General features: G+C 70.5%; 15 protein-coding genes. 7 read left to right on the top strand and 8 right to left on the bottom strand.

The features are described 5' to 3' along the window. Together ACWDU1_RS15680 and ACWDU1_RS15685 are read right to left on the bottom strand one after the other, a co-directional pair. Positions 1–796, bottom strand: a 796-nt coding sequence (locus tag ACWDU1_RS15680) for a class I SAM-dependent methyltransferase (RefSeq protein ID WP_449999084.1), incomplete at its 3' end; no start/stop codon positions are given. Positions 797–864: 68 nt separating this feature from the next. Next, a complete protein-coding gene (locus ACWDU1_RS15685) occupies positions 865–2,010 on the bottom strand; it encodes an LLM class flavin-dependent oxidoreductase (protein ID WP_449999086.1) in 1,146 nt (381 codons plus the stop codon). Positions 2,011–2,210: 200 nt separating this feature from the next. Between ACWDU1_RS15685 and ACWDU1_RS15690 the strand changes: the two genes are divergently transcribed. Together ACWDU1_RS15690 and ACWDU1_RS15695 are read left to right on the top strand one after the other, a co-directional pair. Beyond that, on the top strand, positions 2,211–3,434 hold the full coding sequence (locus tag ACWDU1_RS15690) for an acyl-CoA dehydrogenase family protein (protein ID WP_449999088.1): 1,224 nt from the start codon (positions 2,211–2,213) through the stop codon (positions 3,432–3,434). Further along, positions 3,431–4,855, top strand: a complete 1,425-nt coding sequence (locus ACWDU1_RS15695; RefSeq protein WP_449999090.1) for an LLM class flavin-dependent oxidoreductase — start codon at positions 3,431–3,433, stop codon at positions 4,853–4,855. The genes ACWDU1_RS15690 and ACWDU1_RS15695 overlap by 4 nt, the downstream gene beginning before the upstream one ends. Positions 4,856–4,987: 132 nt before the next feature. Here the strand turns inward: ACWDU1_RS15695 and ACWDU1_RS15700 are convergent, their stop codons facing one another. Next, complete coding sequence (locus ACWDU1_RS15700) at positions 4,988–5,479, bottom strand: GAF domain-containing protein (protein ID WP_449999091.1); 492 nt, start codon at positions 5,477–5,479, stop codon at positions 4,988–4,990. A gap of 146 nt (positions 5,480–5,625) precedes the next feature. Between ACWDU1_RS15700 and ACWDU1_RS15705 the strand changes: the two genes are divergently transcribed. The 3 genes from ACWDU1_RS15705 to ACWDU1_RS15715 all read left to right on the top strand — a co-directional run bounded on the left by ACWDU1_RS15705 (position 5,626) and on the right by ACWDU1_RS15715 (position 9,701). Further along, entirely contained in the window at positions 5,626–7,002 is a 1,377-nt protein-coding gene (locus ACWDU1_RS15705; RefSeq protein WP_449999093.1) for a styrene monooxygenase/indole monooxygenase family protein, read from the top strand. A gap of 369 nt (positions 7,003–7,371) precedes the next feature. Next, positions 7,372–8,490 carry a dimethylsulfone monooxygenase SfnG gene (gene sfnG, locus ACWDU1_RS15710; protein WP_449999094.1) on the top strand — a complete coding sequence of 373 codons (1,119 nt, stop codon included), beginning with the start codon at positions 7,372–7,374 and terminating at the stop codon, positions 8,488–8,490. Beyond that, positions 8,487–9,701: an SfnB family sulfur acquisition oxidoreductase gene (locus ACWDU1_RS15715; RefSeq protein WP_449999096.1), complete on the top strand. Its 1,215-nt coding sequence runs from the start codon at positions 8,487–8,489 to the stop codon at positions 9,699–9,701. The genes sfnG and ACWDU1_RS15715 overlap by 4 nt, the downstream gene beginning before the upstream one ends. A gap of 53 nt (positions 9,702–9,754) precedes the next feature. Here the strand turns inward: ACWDU1_RS15715 and ACWDU1_RS15720 are convergent, their stop codons facing one another. Further along, the gene (locus ACWDU1_RS15720) at positions 9,755–10,285 is read right to left on the bottom strand and encodes a hypothetical protein (protein WP_449999098.1); all 531 of its coding nucleotides are present in this window, start codon (positions 10,283–10,285) and stop codon (positions 9,755–9,757) included. A gap of 144 nt (positions 10,286–10,429) precedes the next feature. Here ACWDU1_RS15720 and ACWDU1_RS15725 point away from each other — a divergent pair, with 144 nt between their 5' ends. Beyond that, positions 10,430–11,245 (top strand): alpha/beta fold hydrolase, encoded by an 816-nt coding sequence (locus tag ACWDU1_RS15725; protein ID WP_449999100.1) that lies wholly within the window; start codon positions 10,430–10,432, stop codon positions 11,243–11,245. 120 nt (positions 11,246–11,365) lie between these two features. Then, on the top strand, positions 11,366–12,238 hold the full coding sequence (locus tag ACWDU1_RS15730) for a siderophore-interacting protein (protein ID WP_449999108.1): 873 nt from the start codon (positions 11,366–11,368) through the stop codon (positions 12,236–12,238). A 33-nt stretch (positions 12,239–12,271) separates the two neighbouring features. Here the strand turns inward: ACWDU1_RS15730 and ACWDU1_RS15735 are convergent, their stop codons facing one another. The 4 genes from ACWDU1_RS15735 to ACWDU1_RS15750 all read right to left on the bottom strand — a co-directional run. Beyond that, the gene (locus tag ACWDU1_RS15735) at positions 12,272–13,483 is read right to left on the bottom strand and encodes an acetyl-CoA C-acetyltransferase (RefSeq protein ID WP_449999101.1); all 1,212 of its coding nucleotides are present in this window, start codon (positions 13,481–13,483) and stop codon (positions 12,272–12,274) included. 26 nt (positions 13,484–13,509) lie between these two features. Beyond that, on the bottom strand, positions 13,510–14,289 hold the full coding sequence (locus tag ACWDU1_RS15740; protein WP_449999103.1) for an IclR family transcriptional regulator domain-containing protein: 780 nt from the start codon (positions 14,287–14,289) through the stop codon (positions 13,510–13,512). Next, positions 14,286–15,515: a bifunctional 3-oxoadipate enol-lactonase/4-carboxymuconolactone decarboxylase PcaDC gene (pcaDC, locus tag ACWDU1_RS15745; protein ID WP_449999104.1), complete on the bottom strand. Its 1,230-nt coding sequence runs from the start codon at positions 15,513–15,515 to the stop codon at positions 14,286–14,288. The genes ACWDU1_RS15740 and pcaDC overlap by 4 nt, the downstream gene beginning before the upstream one ends. 136 nt (positions 15,516–15,651) lie before the next feature. Then, the coding region (locus ACWDU1_RS15750; RefSeq protein WP_449999106.1) for a lyase family protein at positions 15,652–16,449 on the bottom strand (798 nt) is incomplete at its 5' end.

Below are 16,449 nucleotides of genomic sequence, written 5' to 3' on the forward strand. Positions count from 1 at the left end.
GGTTGAGTTTGTAGGTGGTGACCGGGGGTGGGAACACCGCGCGCATGACCTTCATCCCTAGCCGGTACTTTCGTGGCCACGACTGTGCTACGGCGGGTTGAGGACTGGCGAAGGTGCGTGAGTCCAGGAGTCGCAGACCGCAGTCGGCGAGTGTGGTCGGGTCGTCGCAGATCCACTTCATCCGGGCCGGAATCTGCCGGAAAACCGGGTTGCGGTCCTGGGTTCTCATCATCGCCTTGCCGCCGGTGTCGAGCGCCACCCGGCTACCCGGGAAGGCCGCCGCGATCTGCCGCAGGGTGGCCCGGACGGTGTCGTCGGGGAAGTAGAGCAGGACCGCTTCGCTGAGCAGGAAGATCGGGCCGCCGCGTTCGCGGACCCGGTCGAACCAGTCGGTCTCCAGGATCGAGCCTTCGAGCATCGTGTAGCGGTCGCTGTCGGTGAAGAACCGGCGGCGTAGCGCCATGGTGTCGGGGAGGTCGAGGTCGAACCAGCGCAGGGTGCCGTTGTCGAGGCGGTCGAATCGGGTGGAGAGTCCGCAGCCGAGGTCGACGACGGTGCCGTCGGGATGTTCGGCGAGGAAATCGCGGACGTACTGGTCGAAGATCGAGGCACGTAGCACCGATCCCGCCAGTGACGGGCCACGGAACTTCGTGAAGTCGTAGTCGATCGCCGCGACCAGTTCGATGGCTTTCTCGTCGCGGAGAATGCTGTCGGTCCGCCCGGCGTCCTGTGCGCGGCCGTAGAGCGGAATCAGCAGGGTTTCCTGTACTTCGCCGAGCGATATCGCTGCACCCACCCGCCCAACGTAGCCCGGTTACCCGGAAAACGGTGAGCTACGTCGGGACGGTCGGGTCGCGGCGTGTCTCAGCTGGTGGAGGCGGTGGCGAACGGGGTTCCGGTGGCGGCGACGGGCCGGTCGACCGCGCGCCGCCACAGGCCCTTCTTCTCCAGGATCGGCAGGACGCCCTCGCCGAACCAGTACGCCTCCTCGACATGCGGGTATCCGGAGAGGATGAAATGGGAGATGCCGAGGCGTGAGTATTCGATGAGCCGCTCGGCGACCTCTTCGTGCGACCCCACCAGCGCGGTCCCGGCGCCGCCGCGGACCAGGCCGACGCCCGCCCACAGGTTGGGGGCGATCTCGAGTTTGTCGGTCCGGCCGCCGTGCAGCTCCAGCATGCGGCGCTGCCCCTCGGATTCACTGCGGGCGAGATTGGATTGCACGCGTTCGATATCCGCGGGATCGATTCCCTGCAGCAGCCGATCCGCTTCGGCCCACGCCGCCTCGGAGGTGTCGCGGGTGATCACGTGCAGCCGGATACCGAAGTCGAGGGAGCGGCCTCGCTCGGTGGCCAGGCCGCGGATCCAGTCGAGTTTCTTGCGCACCGCGAAAAGTGGTTCACCCCAGGTGAGATAGGTGTCGGTGTATTGGGCGGCGACGGGGCCTGCGGCGGGGGAGGAGCCGCCGAAGAAGATCGGGGGCAGCGGGTCGGGGTGGTTGTTGAGCAGGGCGTTCTGCACCTGGAGGTGTGTGCCCTCGAAGGAGAACGGTTCGCGCGACTCCCACAGGTTGCGCACGATGTGCAGGAATTCGCCGGTGCGCTCGTAGCGCTGTTCCTTGTCCAGGAAATCGCCGAAGGCGCGCTGTTCGTGGGGTTCGCCGCCGGTCACCACATTGAGCAGTAATCGGCCGCGCGAATGCCGCTGGAAGGTGCCGGCCATCTGGGCGGCGAGGGTGGGGCTCACCAGGCCGGGCCGGAACGCGACGAGGAATTTCAAGGTCTCGGTGGTCTCCACCAGCATGGCGGTGGCCAGCCAGGCGTCCTCGCACCAGGCGCCGGTGGGGGTGAGTACCGCCTCGAAGCCGTTCTCCTCGGCCGCGCCCGCGATCTGGTTGAGGTAGCGCAGTGAGGCGGGCCGGTCGCCGGACATGGCCGTCCCGTGGCCGCCGGCGATCAGGCCGCGCGAATCGCCGTAGGTGGGCAGGAACCAGTGGAAGGACAGGCTCATCCGGGGAACTCCTCCGAGGGGCTCGGCAGTGGGCAGGACGGTGGCCGAGCTCCTCGCCGGGCCGACCTCCGATATTCACCCCTGCCGCGGGCCGGGTCACCGGTTTGGATCAGCGGGATTCTTGGGTCGGCGGGGGCGGGTTTCGATCGCGGTGCGTGTAACCGGTGAGCGTGACCCGGGGCGTCGGTGATCGTGGGCCGATGACCTCCACCGCTTCCCAGCCAGCGACCGATGCCGATCTCGACGCGGTGTTCGCGCCGATCTACGCCGATATCGCGGCGGGCGCGGTCGAACGCGAGATCGACCGCCGGCTCGCCTACGACGAAGTCCGCCGCCTACGGCAGGCGCGGTTCGGCGCGCTGCGGGTCCCGGTGGAACACGGTGGGTTCGGGGCGAGTGTCCGGCAGCTGTTCCGGCAGCTGATCGAACTGGCCGCCGCCGAATCCAATCTGCCGCAGGCGCTGCGGGTGCATTTCGTCTTCGTGGAGGATCAGCTGCTGGCCGAGCAGGGGGAGAGCCGAGACCGCTGGTTGCGGGCGGTGTCGGAGGGCACGCTGATCGGGAACGCGATCACCGAGCCGGGGGTGGGCGCGGTGGACCGGTACGCGACGCGGCTCACCCGTGCGGGCGAGGGCTGGGTACTCGACGGCACCAAGTACTACAGCACCGGATCGCTGTACGCCGATCACATCCTGGTGGCCGCCGATCGCGACGGGGAGCGGGTGGGCCTGCTGGTCGCCGCCGACGCCGAGGGAGTGCGGCAGCACGACGACTGGGACGGGTTCGGGCAGCGTCTCACGGCCAGCGGGACCACCGAGTTCACCGGCGTCGCGGTGGCCGAGGAGCAGATCCTGGGTCCCGGCTACGGGGTCGCCGGACCGACGTATTCGACCGCTTATCTGCAGCTGTTCCAGCTCGCCGTGCTGGCGGGTATCGCCCAGCGCGCCGAACGCGACACCCGGGAGTGGGTGGCGGGTCGCCGCCGCGGCTACACCCATTCCGCCGCCGATCTGCCCCGCCACGACCCGCTGGTGCAGCAGGTGATCGGCCGGTTGTCGGCCGCCGCGTTCAGCGCGCGGGCCAATGTGCTGGCGGTCGCGGATCTCCTCGACGAGGTGCTGGCCGCGGGCGCCGGGGACGAGGAGGCGCTGGTGCGGGTCGAGCTGGCATCCGCGCAGGCACAGCTCGCCGTGATCGATACGGTGTTGCCCGCCACCAGCCAGTTGTTCGAGGTGGGTGGCGCCTCCATCACCGCCGAAGGGCTGCGGCTGGACCGGCATTGGCGTAACGCCCGCACCGTCTCGGTGCACAATCCGGCGATCCAGAAGGCGCGCGCGGTCGGCGACCATCTGCTCAACGGCACCGCCCTCCCGTTCGCCTGGAGCGCGGGCGAGCGCGCGGCGGCGCAGGAGCCGGCGAAATGACGCGGCGGATCCGGTTCAACGCGTTCGATATGAACTGCGTCGCCCACCAGTCCCCGGGGCTGTGGCGGCACCCCGACGATCAGTCGCATCGGTACAAGGAGATCGGCTACTGGACCGAGCTGGCCCGGCTGCTGGAACGCGGCCGGTTCGACGGGCTGTTCATCGCCGATGTGCTCGGCACCTACGACGTCTACGGCGGCGACGACCGGGCGGCGCTGCGGCAGGGCGCGCAGATCCCGGTGGCCGATCCGCTGCTGCTGGTATCGGCGATGGCGGCGGTGACCGCGAACCTCGGTTTCGGTATCACCACAGGCACCGGGTTCGAGCACCCGTATCCGTTCGCGCGGCGGCTGTCCACACTCGACCACCTCACCGGCGGCCGGGTCGGCTGGAACGTCGTCACCGGGTATCTGCCGTCGGCGGCCCGCAACTTCGGCGCCGACGATCAACTCGACCACGACGACCGCTACGACCAGGCCGACGAGTACCTGGAGGTGCTGTACAAGCTGTGGGAGGGGTCGTGGGAGGACGATGCCGTCGTGCGCGACCCGGTGCGCAACGTCTATGTGGACCCGGCGAAGGTGCACCATATCGGCCACGCCGGTAAACATTTCGCGGTGCCGGGCGTCCATCTGTCCGAACCGTCACCGCAGCGGACGCCGGTGATCTACCAGGCGGGGGCGTCGCCGCGCGGGGTGCGGTTCGCGGCCGAGAACGCGGAGGCGATCTTCGTCGCCGCGCCCTCGAAGCGGGTGCTGACGCAGACGGTGGCGACCATCCGCGACGCACTCGAGGCCGCCGGACGTGACCGTCACGCCGCCCGGATCTACGCCCTGGCCACCATCGTCACCGATGCCACCGACGAGGCGGCGCGCGCCAAACACGAGGAGTACCTGTCCTACGCCAGCGTCGAGGGCGGTCTGGTGTTCATGTCGGGCTGGATGGGTATCGACCTGTCCCGCTACGACCTCGACGACCCCATCGGCGAGGTACAGAGCAACGCCATCCGGTCGGCGGTGGCGGCGTTCCAGGAATTCGACGACGACGGCCGGGAATGGACGGTCCGCGATATCGCCCGGTGGGCCGGGATCGGCGGGATGGGGCCGGTGTTCGTGGGGTCGGGAGAGACGGTGGCCGACCGATTGCAGGAGTGGGCCGCGGAGACGGATGTGGACGGGTTCAACCTGGCCTATGCGATCACGGCAGGGACCTTCGAAGATATTGTCACGCACGTGATTCCGGTGCTCACGGAACGTGGCGCCTACCCGGGCGAATACGTTCCGGGGACATTGCGCAACGCGTTGTTCGGCCGGGGTGACCGGTTGCCGGACGAACATCGCGGCGCGCGATACCGGCTGGGCGGTCCCGGATCGACAGCGCTACCGGACGAGGTCGCGCGGGGGTCGCAGCTGGTCCCCTGACACCGGCGGGCGGACGGCCGGAGTCGGCCCCGAGCGCCAACCGCTCGGGGGAGCCGGGGCCGATATCCGGGTTCATCTCGTGCGGTGGAGTGACAATTGCCGGGCCGTCGAGAGAAAGCGGGAACGCGCAGTTCAGGACGGCTTCAGGGAATCGATGAACACCTCGGCTACGGTCTCCAGTCCGCGGCGGTCGATCTCGTCGAACCGCGCCGGTCGGGGACTGTCGATATCGAGGACGCCGATGAGGGCGTCCTCGTGGACCAGCGGTATCACGATCTCGGAGCGGGAATCGGCATCACAGGCGATATGGCCGGGGAAGGCGTGCACGTCGGCGACCAGCTGGGTGCGCCGGGACGCGGCGGCGGTGCCGCACACCCCGGTGCCCAGCGCGATCCGCACACAGGCCGGTTTGCCCTGGTAGGGGCCGACCACCAGTTCGTGTCCGTCGAAGAAATAGAAGCCGGCCCAGTTCACGTCCGGGAGGCAGTGGTACACGAGGGCGCTCAGGTTGGCGGCATTGGCGATCCGGTCGGTTTCGCCGGTCAGCAACGCCGCGGCCTGCGCGGTGAGCTCGCGATAACCCTCGGCGCGGTCGCCGGAGAGCGGAACGGGGTCGAAGGACATGACCGGATCGTAGAAGGGGCGCCCGCCCACCCTGCCGGGGCGGGCCCGGACGCTGCCGGAAAAACGTGCGGTCCAGCACTTTTCGGCATCAACTCCCGGTGAGCGTAATACTGCACGGCGACCGCGGTGATCGAGACCATAGCGCCATGACATCCCAGAACACTTCCCCTCGGAAAGCAGCTGTCGTCGGGGCGGGACAGACCGGCGTCACCGCGGCGCTCGGGCTGCTCGACGCCGGCTTCGACGTCACCCTCTACAGCGAACGTGATCAGCGCGAACTGCGCGACGCGGTACCGGCCACCGGTACCGCGCTGATCTTCGGCGAGGCCCAGGAGGCGGAGGCGAAGCTCGGGCTGCCCACCTACCGCGACCGCGCACCGCTGCATACCGGTCTCACTGTCCGGGTCGCCGGTGGCGGTGAGGAACTGATCGCCTTCGACGGCGCCTTCGACGGTTTCGTCGGGCTCGCCGTCGACACCCGGCTCAAGGCCGATGAGCGCCTGACCCTGTTCCGCGAGCGCGGCGGGCGGTTCGTCGTCGACACCGTCACCCCCGAGAACCTCGACCCGATCGCCGCCGGGAACGATCTGACCCTGGTCGCCACCGGACGCGGCGGGCTGTCGGGGCTGTTCGAGATCGACACCACCCGCACCGTCTACGACGCGCCGCAGCGCAGCCTGCTCACCGTGACCGTCACCGGGCTCCCGCACGACGAATCGGTGTTCGCGCATCGCAGCCCGGCCGGCGGCGGCCGCAGCCTGTTCTCCATCGTCGCCGAACAGGGCGAGGCCTGGTGGGGACCCTACCTGCACAAGGACGTGGGCCCGAGCTGGGCGTTCCTGGGCTGGGCGCGACCCGGCAGCGATTGGGAGAAGCGGTTCGCCGCCGCGGATTCGGCCGAATCGGCGCACCGCATCGTCACCGATGTCTACCGCGACTACCTGGACTGGGATCTGCCGGAAGTGCTTGCCACCGAACCGATCACCTCCGACCCGCATTCGTGGCTGAAAGGTGCGGTCCGCCCGCTGTTCCGGCGTGGGGTCGGGCATACCTCCGGCGGACACGCGGTGGCGGCGCTGGGCGATACCGCCGTCGCCTACGACCCGATCGCCGGTCAGGGCGCGCAGAGCGGGCTCATCCAGGCGCAGCGGCTGGTCGCCGCGGCGGCCGCCCACGACGGGGCGTTCGACGACGCCTGGATCACCGCGCAGTACGAGGAATTCCTCGCCGCCCGCGCCGAGGACGCGGCCAAGGTCACCCGGCTGTTCCTCAGCGACCCCGAATTCGCCGAGGTCGGCGGCGAGTTCTTCAGTGCGGCGGCGGCCGACGAGCGGTTCGCCTCGGCGCTGGTGAGCACCCTGCACTATCCGCAGGCGGCGCATTCGGTGAACTCGGTGGCGGACGCGCACGATCTGATCGCGCAGGTCACGGGCGAGGACGCGGCCACCGTGCTGGGCCGTTTCCAGCCCGCCGGGCGGTTCAGCCGGTCGGAGTACAAGGGGCGCGCCGAGTCCAACGCCTGACCCGCCGGCCGCCCGGCACCGTACTGCCCCCGGTGCGCGGGCATCCGTCCGGAAGCCCGGTGCCCCGGCATTCGTGCCGGGGCGCCGGCGCGTGCACCGCTGCGCCGGCGCCGAACCGGGGGCCCGGCTCGGGCTCGACCCGGCCGGGGCCGTCCGCCGGACCGCCGTGCCCGGGATACGGGATGTGATCCGGCCGATTCAAACCCTCGTACCGCCCTCACCGCGCTGGTGAACTGTGGTCGCGCCGGGACCGTGTCAGCCACCCCCGGCGTCCAGACGACCACGCCTACGGCCGGCAGCGGGAGCAGCGATGAGGCGCCACCGACGCTTCGGCCTCCGCGAACCGCGACCCGCTCTCGAGGAGGCTCCATGAGTACCGAGAACATCACCGATCAGATCCGGTTCGCCTACTGGGTGCCCAATGTCAGCGGTGGTCTGGTGACCAGTGAGATCGAGCAGCGCACCGGCTGGGATTTCGAATACAACAAGAAGCTCGCGCAGACCGCCGAGCGCAACGGATTCGACTACGCCCTCTCCCAGGTGCGCTACACCGCCTCCTACGGTGCCGAATTCCAGCACGAATCGACCTCGTTCAGCCTGGCGCTGCTGGGGGCGACCGAACGGCTGAAGGTGATCGCGGCGGTGCATCCCGGCCTGTGGCATCCGGCGGTGCTCGCGAAATTCGGTGCCACCGCCGACCATCTCTCGAATGGCCGGTTCGCGATCAATGTGGTGTCGGGCTGGTTCGCCGGCGAGTTCACGGCCCTGGGCGAACCGTGGCTCGAGCACGACGAGCGGTACCGGCGCAGTGCCGAATTCCTCGAGGTCATCCGCAAGATCTGGACCGAGGACGAGGTGAACTACGGCGGCGATTTCTACCGGATCCGCGATTTCACGCTGAAGCCGAAGCCGCTGAACACTCCCGAGCGGCCGAATCCGGAACTCTTCCAGGGCGGCAACTCCAGCGCGGCACGACGCAACGGCGGCCGCCACGCCGACTGGTACTTCTCCAACGGTAAGGATTTCGACGGTGTCACCGAACAGCTCGACGATCTGCGCGCCGTGGCCCGGGCCCACGACCGGGAGGTGAAGTTCGGGCTCAACGGTTTCATCATCGCCCGCGATACCGAGCGTGAGGCGCAGGAGACGCTGCGCGAGATCATCGCCAAGGCGAACAAACCCGCCGTGGAGGGCTTCCGGGACGCGGTCCAGCAGGCGGGGGCCTCCACCAGCGACCGCAAAGGGATGTGGGCCGATTCCAGTTTCGAGGATCTGGTCCAGTACAACGACGGCTTCCGGACCAAACTGATCGGCACGCCCGAGCAGGTGGCCGAACGTATCGTCGCCTACCGGGAACTGGGGGTCGACCTCGTCCTGGGCGGTTTCCTGCACTTCCAGGAGGAAATCGAATACTTCGGCGCCAAGGTGCTGCCCCTGGTGCGGGAACTGGAGGCCGCGCGGCGTCCCGCCGCCGCGGCGAGCCGATGACCGCCGTCGGCGCCGCCCGGATCACCTCCGCCGAACAGGCCCGGGTCGCCGCCGCGCGGCTCGCGGCCGAGTTCGCGGGCGGGGCGGCCCGGCGCGACGCCGAACGGGAGCTGCCGTTCGCCGAGATCGGGCAGCTCACCGCCAGCGGTCTGCTCGCCGTCACGGTGCCGGCCGAACTGGGCGGCGCGGATCTGCCGCCCAGCGAGGTCGCCGAGGTGGTGCGGGCGCTGGCGGTGGCCGACCCGAATATCGCGCAGATCCCGCACAGCCATTTCGTCTACGTCAACCTGCTGAAACTCGCGGGCACCGAGCAGCAGCGCCGCCGGTACCTGACCGCGGTGCTCGACGGCGCGCAGATCGCCAACGCGCAGTCCGAGCGCGGCGGCGCCACGGTCGCCGAGATCGCGACCACCCTGGCCCCGATAGAGGCCGCGCAGCGGTTCCGGATCGACGGCACCAAGTACTACTGCACCGGGTCGCTGTTCGCCGACACCCTCGCCGTGCTCACCCGGCTCGACGACCCCGGCGGGCGATCCGGGCTGCCGGCCGGGCAGTACGTGGCCTTCCTGCCCGCGAACGCGCCCGGTGTGCGGATCGTCGACGACTGGAACGGGCTCGGGCAGCGCACAACCGGCAGTGGCACGGTGATATTCGAGGGCGTCGCGGTGGAGCGGGATCAGCTGGTGCCCCGTACCGCAGCGGTGGACGCCCCGACCGCCTACGGGGCGTCCGCGCAGCTGCTGCACGCCGCGATCGACGCCGGGATCGCGCGCGGCGCGCTCACCGCGGCCGCCGGGTTCGTGCGGGACAAGAGCCGGCCCTGGTTCGAGGCGGGGGTGTCGCGGGCGATCGACGACCCGCTGGTGATCCAGCGCTTCGGGGAGCTCGCGGTGACGCTCGCCGCCGCCGAGTCCACCCTGACGGCCGCGGGGCTCGCCGTGGACGTGGCGGTGGGTGACCCCGGCCGGGTGGCCGAGGCGTCGATCGCGGTCGCCACCGCGAAGGTTCTCGCCGACCGGGCCGCCAACGAGATCTCCGCGGCGTTGTTCGAGGTGAGCGGAACGCGCAGCGCGGCAGCCGATCTCAATCTGGCCCACTTCTGGCGTAATGCCCGTACCCACACCCTGCACGATCCGGTCCGCTGGAAGTATCAGCACATCGGCCGCACCCTCTTGCACGGCACACCGCCGCCCCTGCACGGAGTGATCTGACCCGCGGCCCGGGATCCCCGGTTCCCCGGGGCCGCCGTGACGCCGGGGTTCGGTCAGGCCGCCGATCCCGTGGGCAGCCCGGTGACGACCACCGGGACCATATCGACCAGTTCGGGAACGAACCCGCCGCTTACCGGCGCGATATTGCAGACCGTGGCGACCAGGTAGACCCCGGCCGGAACCCCGGTGAACGAACCGGTGACCTGTCCGGCGCCGGAGGCGAACTGGATCCGCGGCCCGGCGGCGACGGCGCCGTCGGCGATCAATCGCTGCAGCAGGGCGAAGGCGTCGGGATTGCGTCCGGCCAGTGAGTCGACGGCGGCGGGAGCGAGCGCGGGGGCCGCGGCCAGGGTGTCCACCAGGACGGTGGTGCATTCACCCGGAATGACCGGGAAGTTGTTGCGCCGGTTCGGGATATCGGCGACCGTGTAGTCGATGGTGGTACCGGAGACGCCCGCGGACAGGGTGACGGCCGGCCGGGTGTCCTGGGCGGCGGCCGCGGCCGGGAAGAGCGCGGCGAGCACGGCCAGTACCAGCGCGGCGAAGGTCGCGCCGAGGCCGAGGCGGAGAACGGACCGATCCATCGCTGTCTCCCGTTCGTCAGGTTGAGCGTCACGCTAGCAGGAAAAAGCAGGTCAGCGTGGTATTCGACCGGGTGTGACGCCGTGTCGGCGGCGTATCAGCCCGGCGTCAGGGCGCTGTCAGGCCGGATGCCGATAGTTGCTGCCATGACGAAGAACAACATCTCCTCGGACAACTCGCACTGGACCGGCATGGTGGAGGTCGAGGACACCGCCCTCGCGGTCACCGATACCGGCGGCCCCGGTATCCCCGTGGTCTACCTGAACGGCCAATTCGCCACCCAGGGCTACTGGAAGAAGGTCATCGCCGAACTCGGCCCCGAGTTCCGCCACATCACCTACGACGAGCGCGCGCGGGGCAAGTCCAAGCGTTCGGCCGACTATTCCTTCGACGCCGCGGTCCGGGATGTCGATACGATCCTGGCAGCCCGGGGCGTGGACCGGCCGCTGCTGGTGGGCTGGTCCTACGGCGCGGTGGTGGGCGCGCACTGGGCGAACCGTAATCCGGAGCGGGCCCGGGGCGCGGTCCTGGTCGACGGCGCGTTCCCCTACGACTGGCTCGACGACGCCATGGAACAGCGGATCCGGAAACTGTTCAAGCGGCTGAGCGTGATAGCGCCGCTGGTGCGTCCCACGGGCCTGATGCCGCGGATGAGCGCGGCGCAGCAGGCCGAGAGCAATATCGAACTCGGCCGGCTCTCCCGCGAGCGGGAACTCGGCCCGGTGCTGGACGGTATCACCGTCCCCACCCGCTACGTCGTCGCCTCGGGCACGTCCTTCGGCAGTAAACGTGATGAGCAGGAACGGATTCGAACCGGCCTGGACCAGGTGACGACGCGTAACCCGAACATCCGTATCAGCGCGAAGGTCGCGAGCAATCACGGCGCGATCCTGAAGAAGGATTTCCGTGCCATCGCGGATGCCGTGCGTGAGACGGCGGCCGCCGGGGCCGGGGAGGGGTGAGCGGCGGTTGCACCGAAGCCCGCCCAGCGGTCCGGAGACGAGACTTCACTCCTGGATCCACGACCCTCCTGCTACCGTGGTTAGGGTTACCTAATCAATGCGGGAGGGTCAGTGGAGACGATGAAGGCCGCGATCCGGCAGCGGGCGCAGGGGGACCGGCTGCTGTCGTTGCGGGTGCGGGTCGCGGGGGTCGAACAGCTCTCGCCGGGATTCACGCGTGTGGTGCTGGAGGGCTCGGAGCTGAGCGAGTATCGCGATCCGCGCCCGGCCGACGCGTTCAAGATCATGCTGCCGCCCGATCCGGAAACCGCGGTGGAGACGCCGGTGCGCGGCGCGAACGGCCTCCCGGAATGGCCGGGCGGGGTGCAGCCGCTGCTCCGGGCGTTCACCGTCCGCACTTTCGATCCCGCTACGAACCGGCTGACGATGGACGTGGCCGAACACGATGCCGGACTGAGTCTCACCTGGCTGCGCGCGGTGCGCCCGGGCGAGGCGGTCTGGCTGGCCGGGATGCGGCCGGAATGGGCGGTCGCGGCGGGGGTGCGCGACCATGTGCTGGTCGGCGACGGTACGGCGCTGCCCGCGATCGCCGCCATCCTCGAAGGTCTCGATCCGGACCACACGGTATCGGCCTATGTCGCGCTGCCCGACCCCGCCGATCTCGAACTGGTTCCCTCGCATCCGAATCTGACGGTGCGGCTGCTGCCGGCCGTCGCCGATGTCACCGGGCATCTTCCGCTCTCGTTCGCCGTCGGCCGCCGCACGCAGGTGTGGATCGCGGCCGAGGCCGCCGAGGTACGCCGGGTCCGGTCGCATGCGGTCGAGGTCTGGGGAGTGGATCGCGCCGATATGCTCGCCCGCGCGTACTGGAAGCGAGGTAGCACCAACACCGAGGTCGACGCGGTGGCCCGGGTCCGGTACGAGAAGGCCCTCGCCGAGGGCGGCAGCGCCTACGATCCGGAACTGGCCGAGGCCATCGATCTGGCGGTGTGACCGGGCCGGCCGTGGCGGCGGTCGCGCCGCCGTTCAGGACAGTCGTTCGAATACCGCCGCCAGGCCCTGCCCGCCGCCGATGCACATGGTCTCCAGACCGTAGCGGCCCTCGCCGCGGTCGAGTTCGCGCAGCAGGGTGGCGAGGATGCGGGCGCCGGTGGCGCCGACCGGATGGCCCAGCGAGATCCCGGAACCGTTGGGGTTGAGGCGGTCGTCGTCCGGATCGATCTTCCAGTTGCGCAATACGGCCAGGGTCTGGGCGGCGAAGGCCTCGTTGAGTTCGATGACCGACATATCGTCGAGGGTGAGGTCCAAGCGGGCCAGTGCCTGCTCGGTCGCGGGCACCGGGCCGATACCCATCGTGCGCGGCGGCACCCCGGCCACCGCCCAGGACGCGAGCCGGGCCAGCGGCCGCAGGCCCAGCTCCCGGGCCTTCTCCGGGGTGGTGACGAGACAGAGGGCGGCGCCGTCGTTCTGACCGCTGGCGTTTCCGGCGGTGACGGTGGCCTCCGGATCCACCCGGCCGCGGATGGGCCGCAGCTGCGCGAGGGCGTCGAGGGTGGTGTCCGCGCGCGGATGCTCGTCGGTATCGACGACGACCGGGTCCGATCGCCGCCGCGGTACGGGGACTCCGACGATCTCGTCGGCGAACCGGCCCGCCCGCTGGGCGGCGACCGCGCGGCGATGCGACCGCACCGCCAGTTCGTCCTGTTCGGTGCGGCCGATCGAGTATTCGGCACGCAGATTCTCCGCGGTCTCGATCATGCCGCCGGGGACCGGGAAGTTCTTACCGCCCGCGCTGACCCGGGCCCGGGCCAGCCGGTCGTCGAGGGCCACACCCTCGCCTCGCACTCCCCAGCGCATACCGGTGGCGTAGAACTCGGCCCGGCTCATGGATTCCGTTCCGCCCGCCAGCACCAGATCGCTGCCGCCGGTGGCGACCTGCATACAGGCCTGTAGCACCGCCTGCAGACCCGACCCGCAGCGCCGGTCCACCTGCAGGCCGGGCACCTGCACCCCGAGACCGGCGTCGAGGGCGGCCACCCGGCCGATCGCGGGGGCCTCGCCGTTGGGGGAGGCCTGCCCGAGGATGACATCGTCGATCCGTCCGGCGTCCACGCCGGTGCGGGTGAGGAGTTCGGTGATCAGGGTGGCGGCCAGGGTTTCCGGCGCGATATCGGCGAAAACTCCGCCGAATCGGCCCACCGGAGTGCGCAGCGGTTCGCAGATGACGGCGTCGTACATGGAGATTCCTTCGTGGAGCGGGGTTTTCAGGAGCGGTTCTGGACCCGGGAGAGGTCGGCGCCGATCGCGGCGGCGGTGGCCAGCAGCGGCGGCAGCAGCTCGGCGCGCACAGTGTCGGCGGTGTAGCGGGCGGCGTGGGTGGAGATGTTCACCGCCGCGCAGACGACGCCGGTGTGATCGCGGATGGGTGCGGCCATCGACCGCAGCCCCTCCTCGAGTTCCTGGTCGACCAGGCAGTATCCGGCGTCGCGGGTGCGGCGGACCTCGTCGCGGAGACCGTCGGTGGTGAGGATCGTGCGATCGGTGAGCGGGGTCGGGCTGACCTCGGCCAGGTACCGCTCGAACTCCGCCTCGGACAGGCCCGCCAGCAGTACCCGGCCCATCGAGGTGCTGTAGGCGGGAAAGCGGGTGCCGATGGTGATCGATACCGTCATGATCCGGCTGACCGGCACCCGCGCCACATAGACGATGTCCTCGCCGTCGAGGATCGACACCGAGGTCGACTCGTGCACCCGGGTCGCCAGCGCCTCCAGATGCGGGCCCGCGACCTCCGGCAGGCTCAGGCTGGACAGATAGCTGTAACCGAGTTCCAGCACTCGCGGGGTGAGCCAGAATCGCGAGCCGTCGGTGCGGACGTAGCCGAGTTCCACCAGGGTCAGCAGGAATCGGCGGGCGGTGGCCCGGGTCAGCCCGGTGGTCTTGGCGACCTCGCTGAGCGTGCGGCGCGGATTCTCGGCGTCGAAGGACCGGATGACGGCCAGGCCCCGGCCCAGGGACTGTACGTAATCCGGGGAGGGTTCGGTCATGATGATTCCTCTGCGTCCGTGGGGCCGGACGCGGGGTGGTCGGACGGCCCGGCCCCGATCCCCTCGGCGAGCGCCGCCCGGCCGAGTCCGAAGGCGAGGTTACTGTTCGGCACCCCCGCGTAGACGGCGGTGTGCAGGAACACCTCGGCCAGTTCGTCCGGCGCCACCCCGGCCCGCAACGCGGCCCGGATATGCATATCGAGTTCGTGGGTGTTGCCGACGGCGGTCAGGACGGCGAGGGTCAGCAGCCGGCGGGTGTGGTGGTCGAGTCCCGGCCGGGACCAGATATCGCCCCAGGCGGTGCGGGTGATGAAATCCTGGAACGGTTCGGTGAAAGCGGTGGTGGCGGCCACGGCGCGGTCCACATGGGCGTCGCCCAGGACCGCCCGCCGCACTCCCATGCCCCGGGCGAAGGCGGCGGACCGCTCGCGCTCGCCGCCGAGATGCGCGGCCAGCAGCGCCGAAACCCGCCCGGCCTGTTCGATATTGGCCAGATGCGCCGCCGGGTCCAGGACGTGCAGGGCCGAATCGGCGATACCGTCGGCGAGCGCCCGCATATCGTCCGGGGTGGTGGCCGGGTCCTGGGCGCCGGCGATCACCAGGGTCGGCGCGGTGATCCGGGCCAGGTCCGCGCGCCCGTCGAACCGCGCGAGGGCGAGGCAGCAGGCGGCATAGCCGTCGTCGGAGGTGGCCGCGATCATCGCGCGGCAGCGTTGCACCAGACCGGGGTCGCGATCGGCGAGCGCGGCGGTGAACCAGCGTCCGACCACCGCGTCGGCGAGCGCGGCCGTGCCGCCGGCCCGCACCGCGTCGGCGCGGTCCAGCCAGGCCTGCTCGGTACCGAACTTCGCGGCGGTGCACAGCAGGGTGAGTGTCCGCACCCGCAGCGGCGCGTGCGCCGCGAGCCACTGTGCCACCGCGCCGCCGAGTGACAGGCCCACGAGGTGGACCCGGTCGCGGCCGAGCGCGTCCAGCAGGGTGAGGACGTCGGCGGCGAGGTCGGCGATCGTGCAGGGGCCGGAAACGGGGGAGTCACCGTGACCGCGCAGGTCGACGGTGAGTACGTCGTACGCTTCGGACAGCGCGGCGACCTGCGGATCCCACATGGACATATCCGAACCCAGCGATCCGAGCAGGACCACCGTCGCGGCATCGCCGCCGGGCCCGGTGATCCGGTGGGCCAGTTCGGCCTGCGACCGGTCCGGGTCCGCCGCGGGTGTGTTCATACGATCTGCTCCATTTCTCGCACCGGCGTCGCGAATGCGGTACGTCGTTCGCCGGTGCCTCGTGTGCGCTGTGCCGGGACCGGTGGGGCGACCGGCGGTCGCCCGATTCCCGATGTTTCGTGGCGTCGTGTGCCGGTCACGGACCGCCGGGTGAGGGGCCGGGCGTATCGGTCGCGGCGGCGATACCCGTATCGCGGGCGGTCAGGACGCGGTCGACCAGATCGCCGGCATGGCCGAGATAGGTTGCGGGGTCCAGTAGTTCGCGGACCCGCTCGGCGCCCAGCGGTTCGACGATCGCGGGATCGGTCGCGAGGGCCGGTGGGTCGGCGGTCGCGGCCCCGGTGACGAGCTCGCGCGCGCGGTCGGTGTGTTCGGCGAGCGCGGCGGTGACGCGTTCGGCCAGCAGCAGTCCGTTGGTGATGCCGAGGTTGCGCGCCATCGCGTCGGGGTGGACATGCAGGCCGGTCAGGCTCTCCGCCAACCGGTGGGCCGCGCCTCCGGTCAGCCGCAGCAGATCGGTGACGGTTTCCCACTCCGCGTGCCACGCGCCCGCCGCGCGCTGGAATTCGTGGTCCATCGCGGCGAGCGCGTCGGCGACCAGACCGGGAACCCGGCGCGCGGCCGCCCGCGCGGTGATCGCGGCGACCGGATTGCGTTTATGCGGCATCGCCGACGAACCGCCGGGGGAGTCCTCGCTCACCTCCCCGACCTCGGTGGCCGACAGCGCGACGATATCCGTGGCGATCTTGGCGACCGCCCCGGCGGCGACGCCGAGCGCGGTGCACAGTTCGGCGATCGGCGTCCGGTCGGTATGCCAGGGCACCCGCTGGTGGGCCAGGCCGAGTTCGGCGGCCAGGGCGTCGGCGACCGTGAGACCGTGCGGATGCAGTGCCGCGAGAGTGCCCGCGGCCCCGCCGAATTGGACGGGTAGGTC

Source organism: Nocardia sp. NPDC003345, assembly GCF_053589395.1.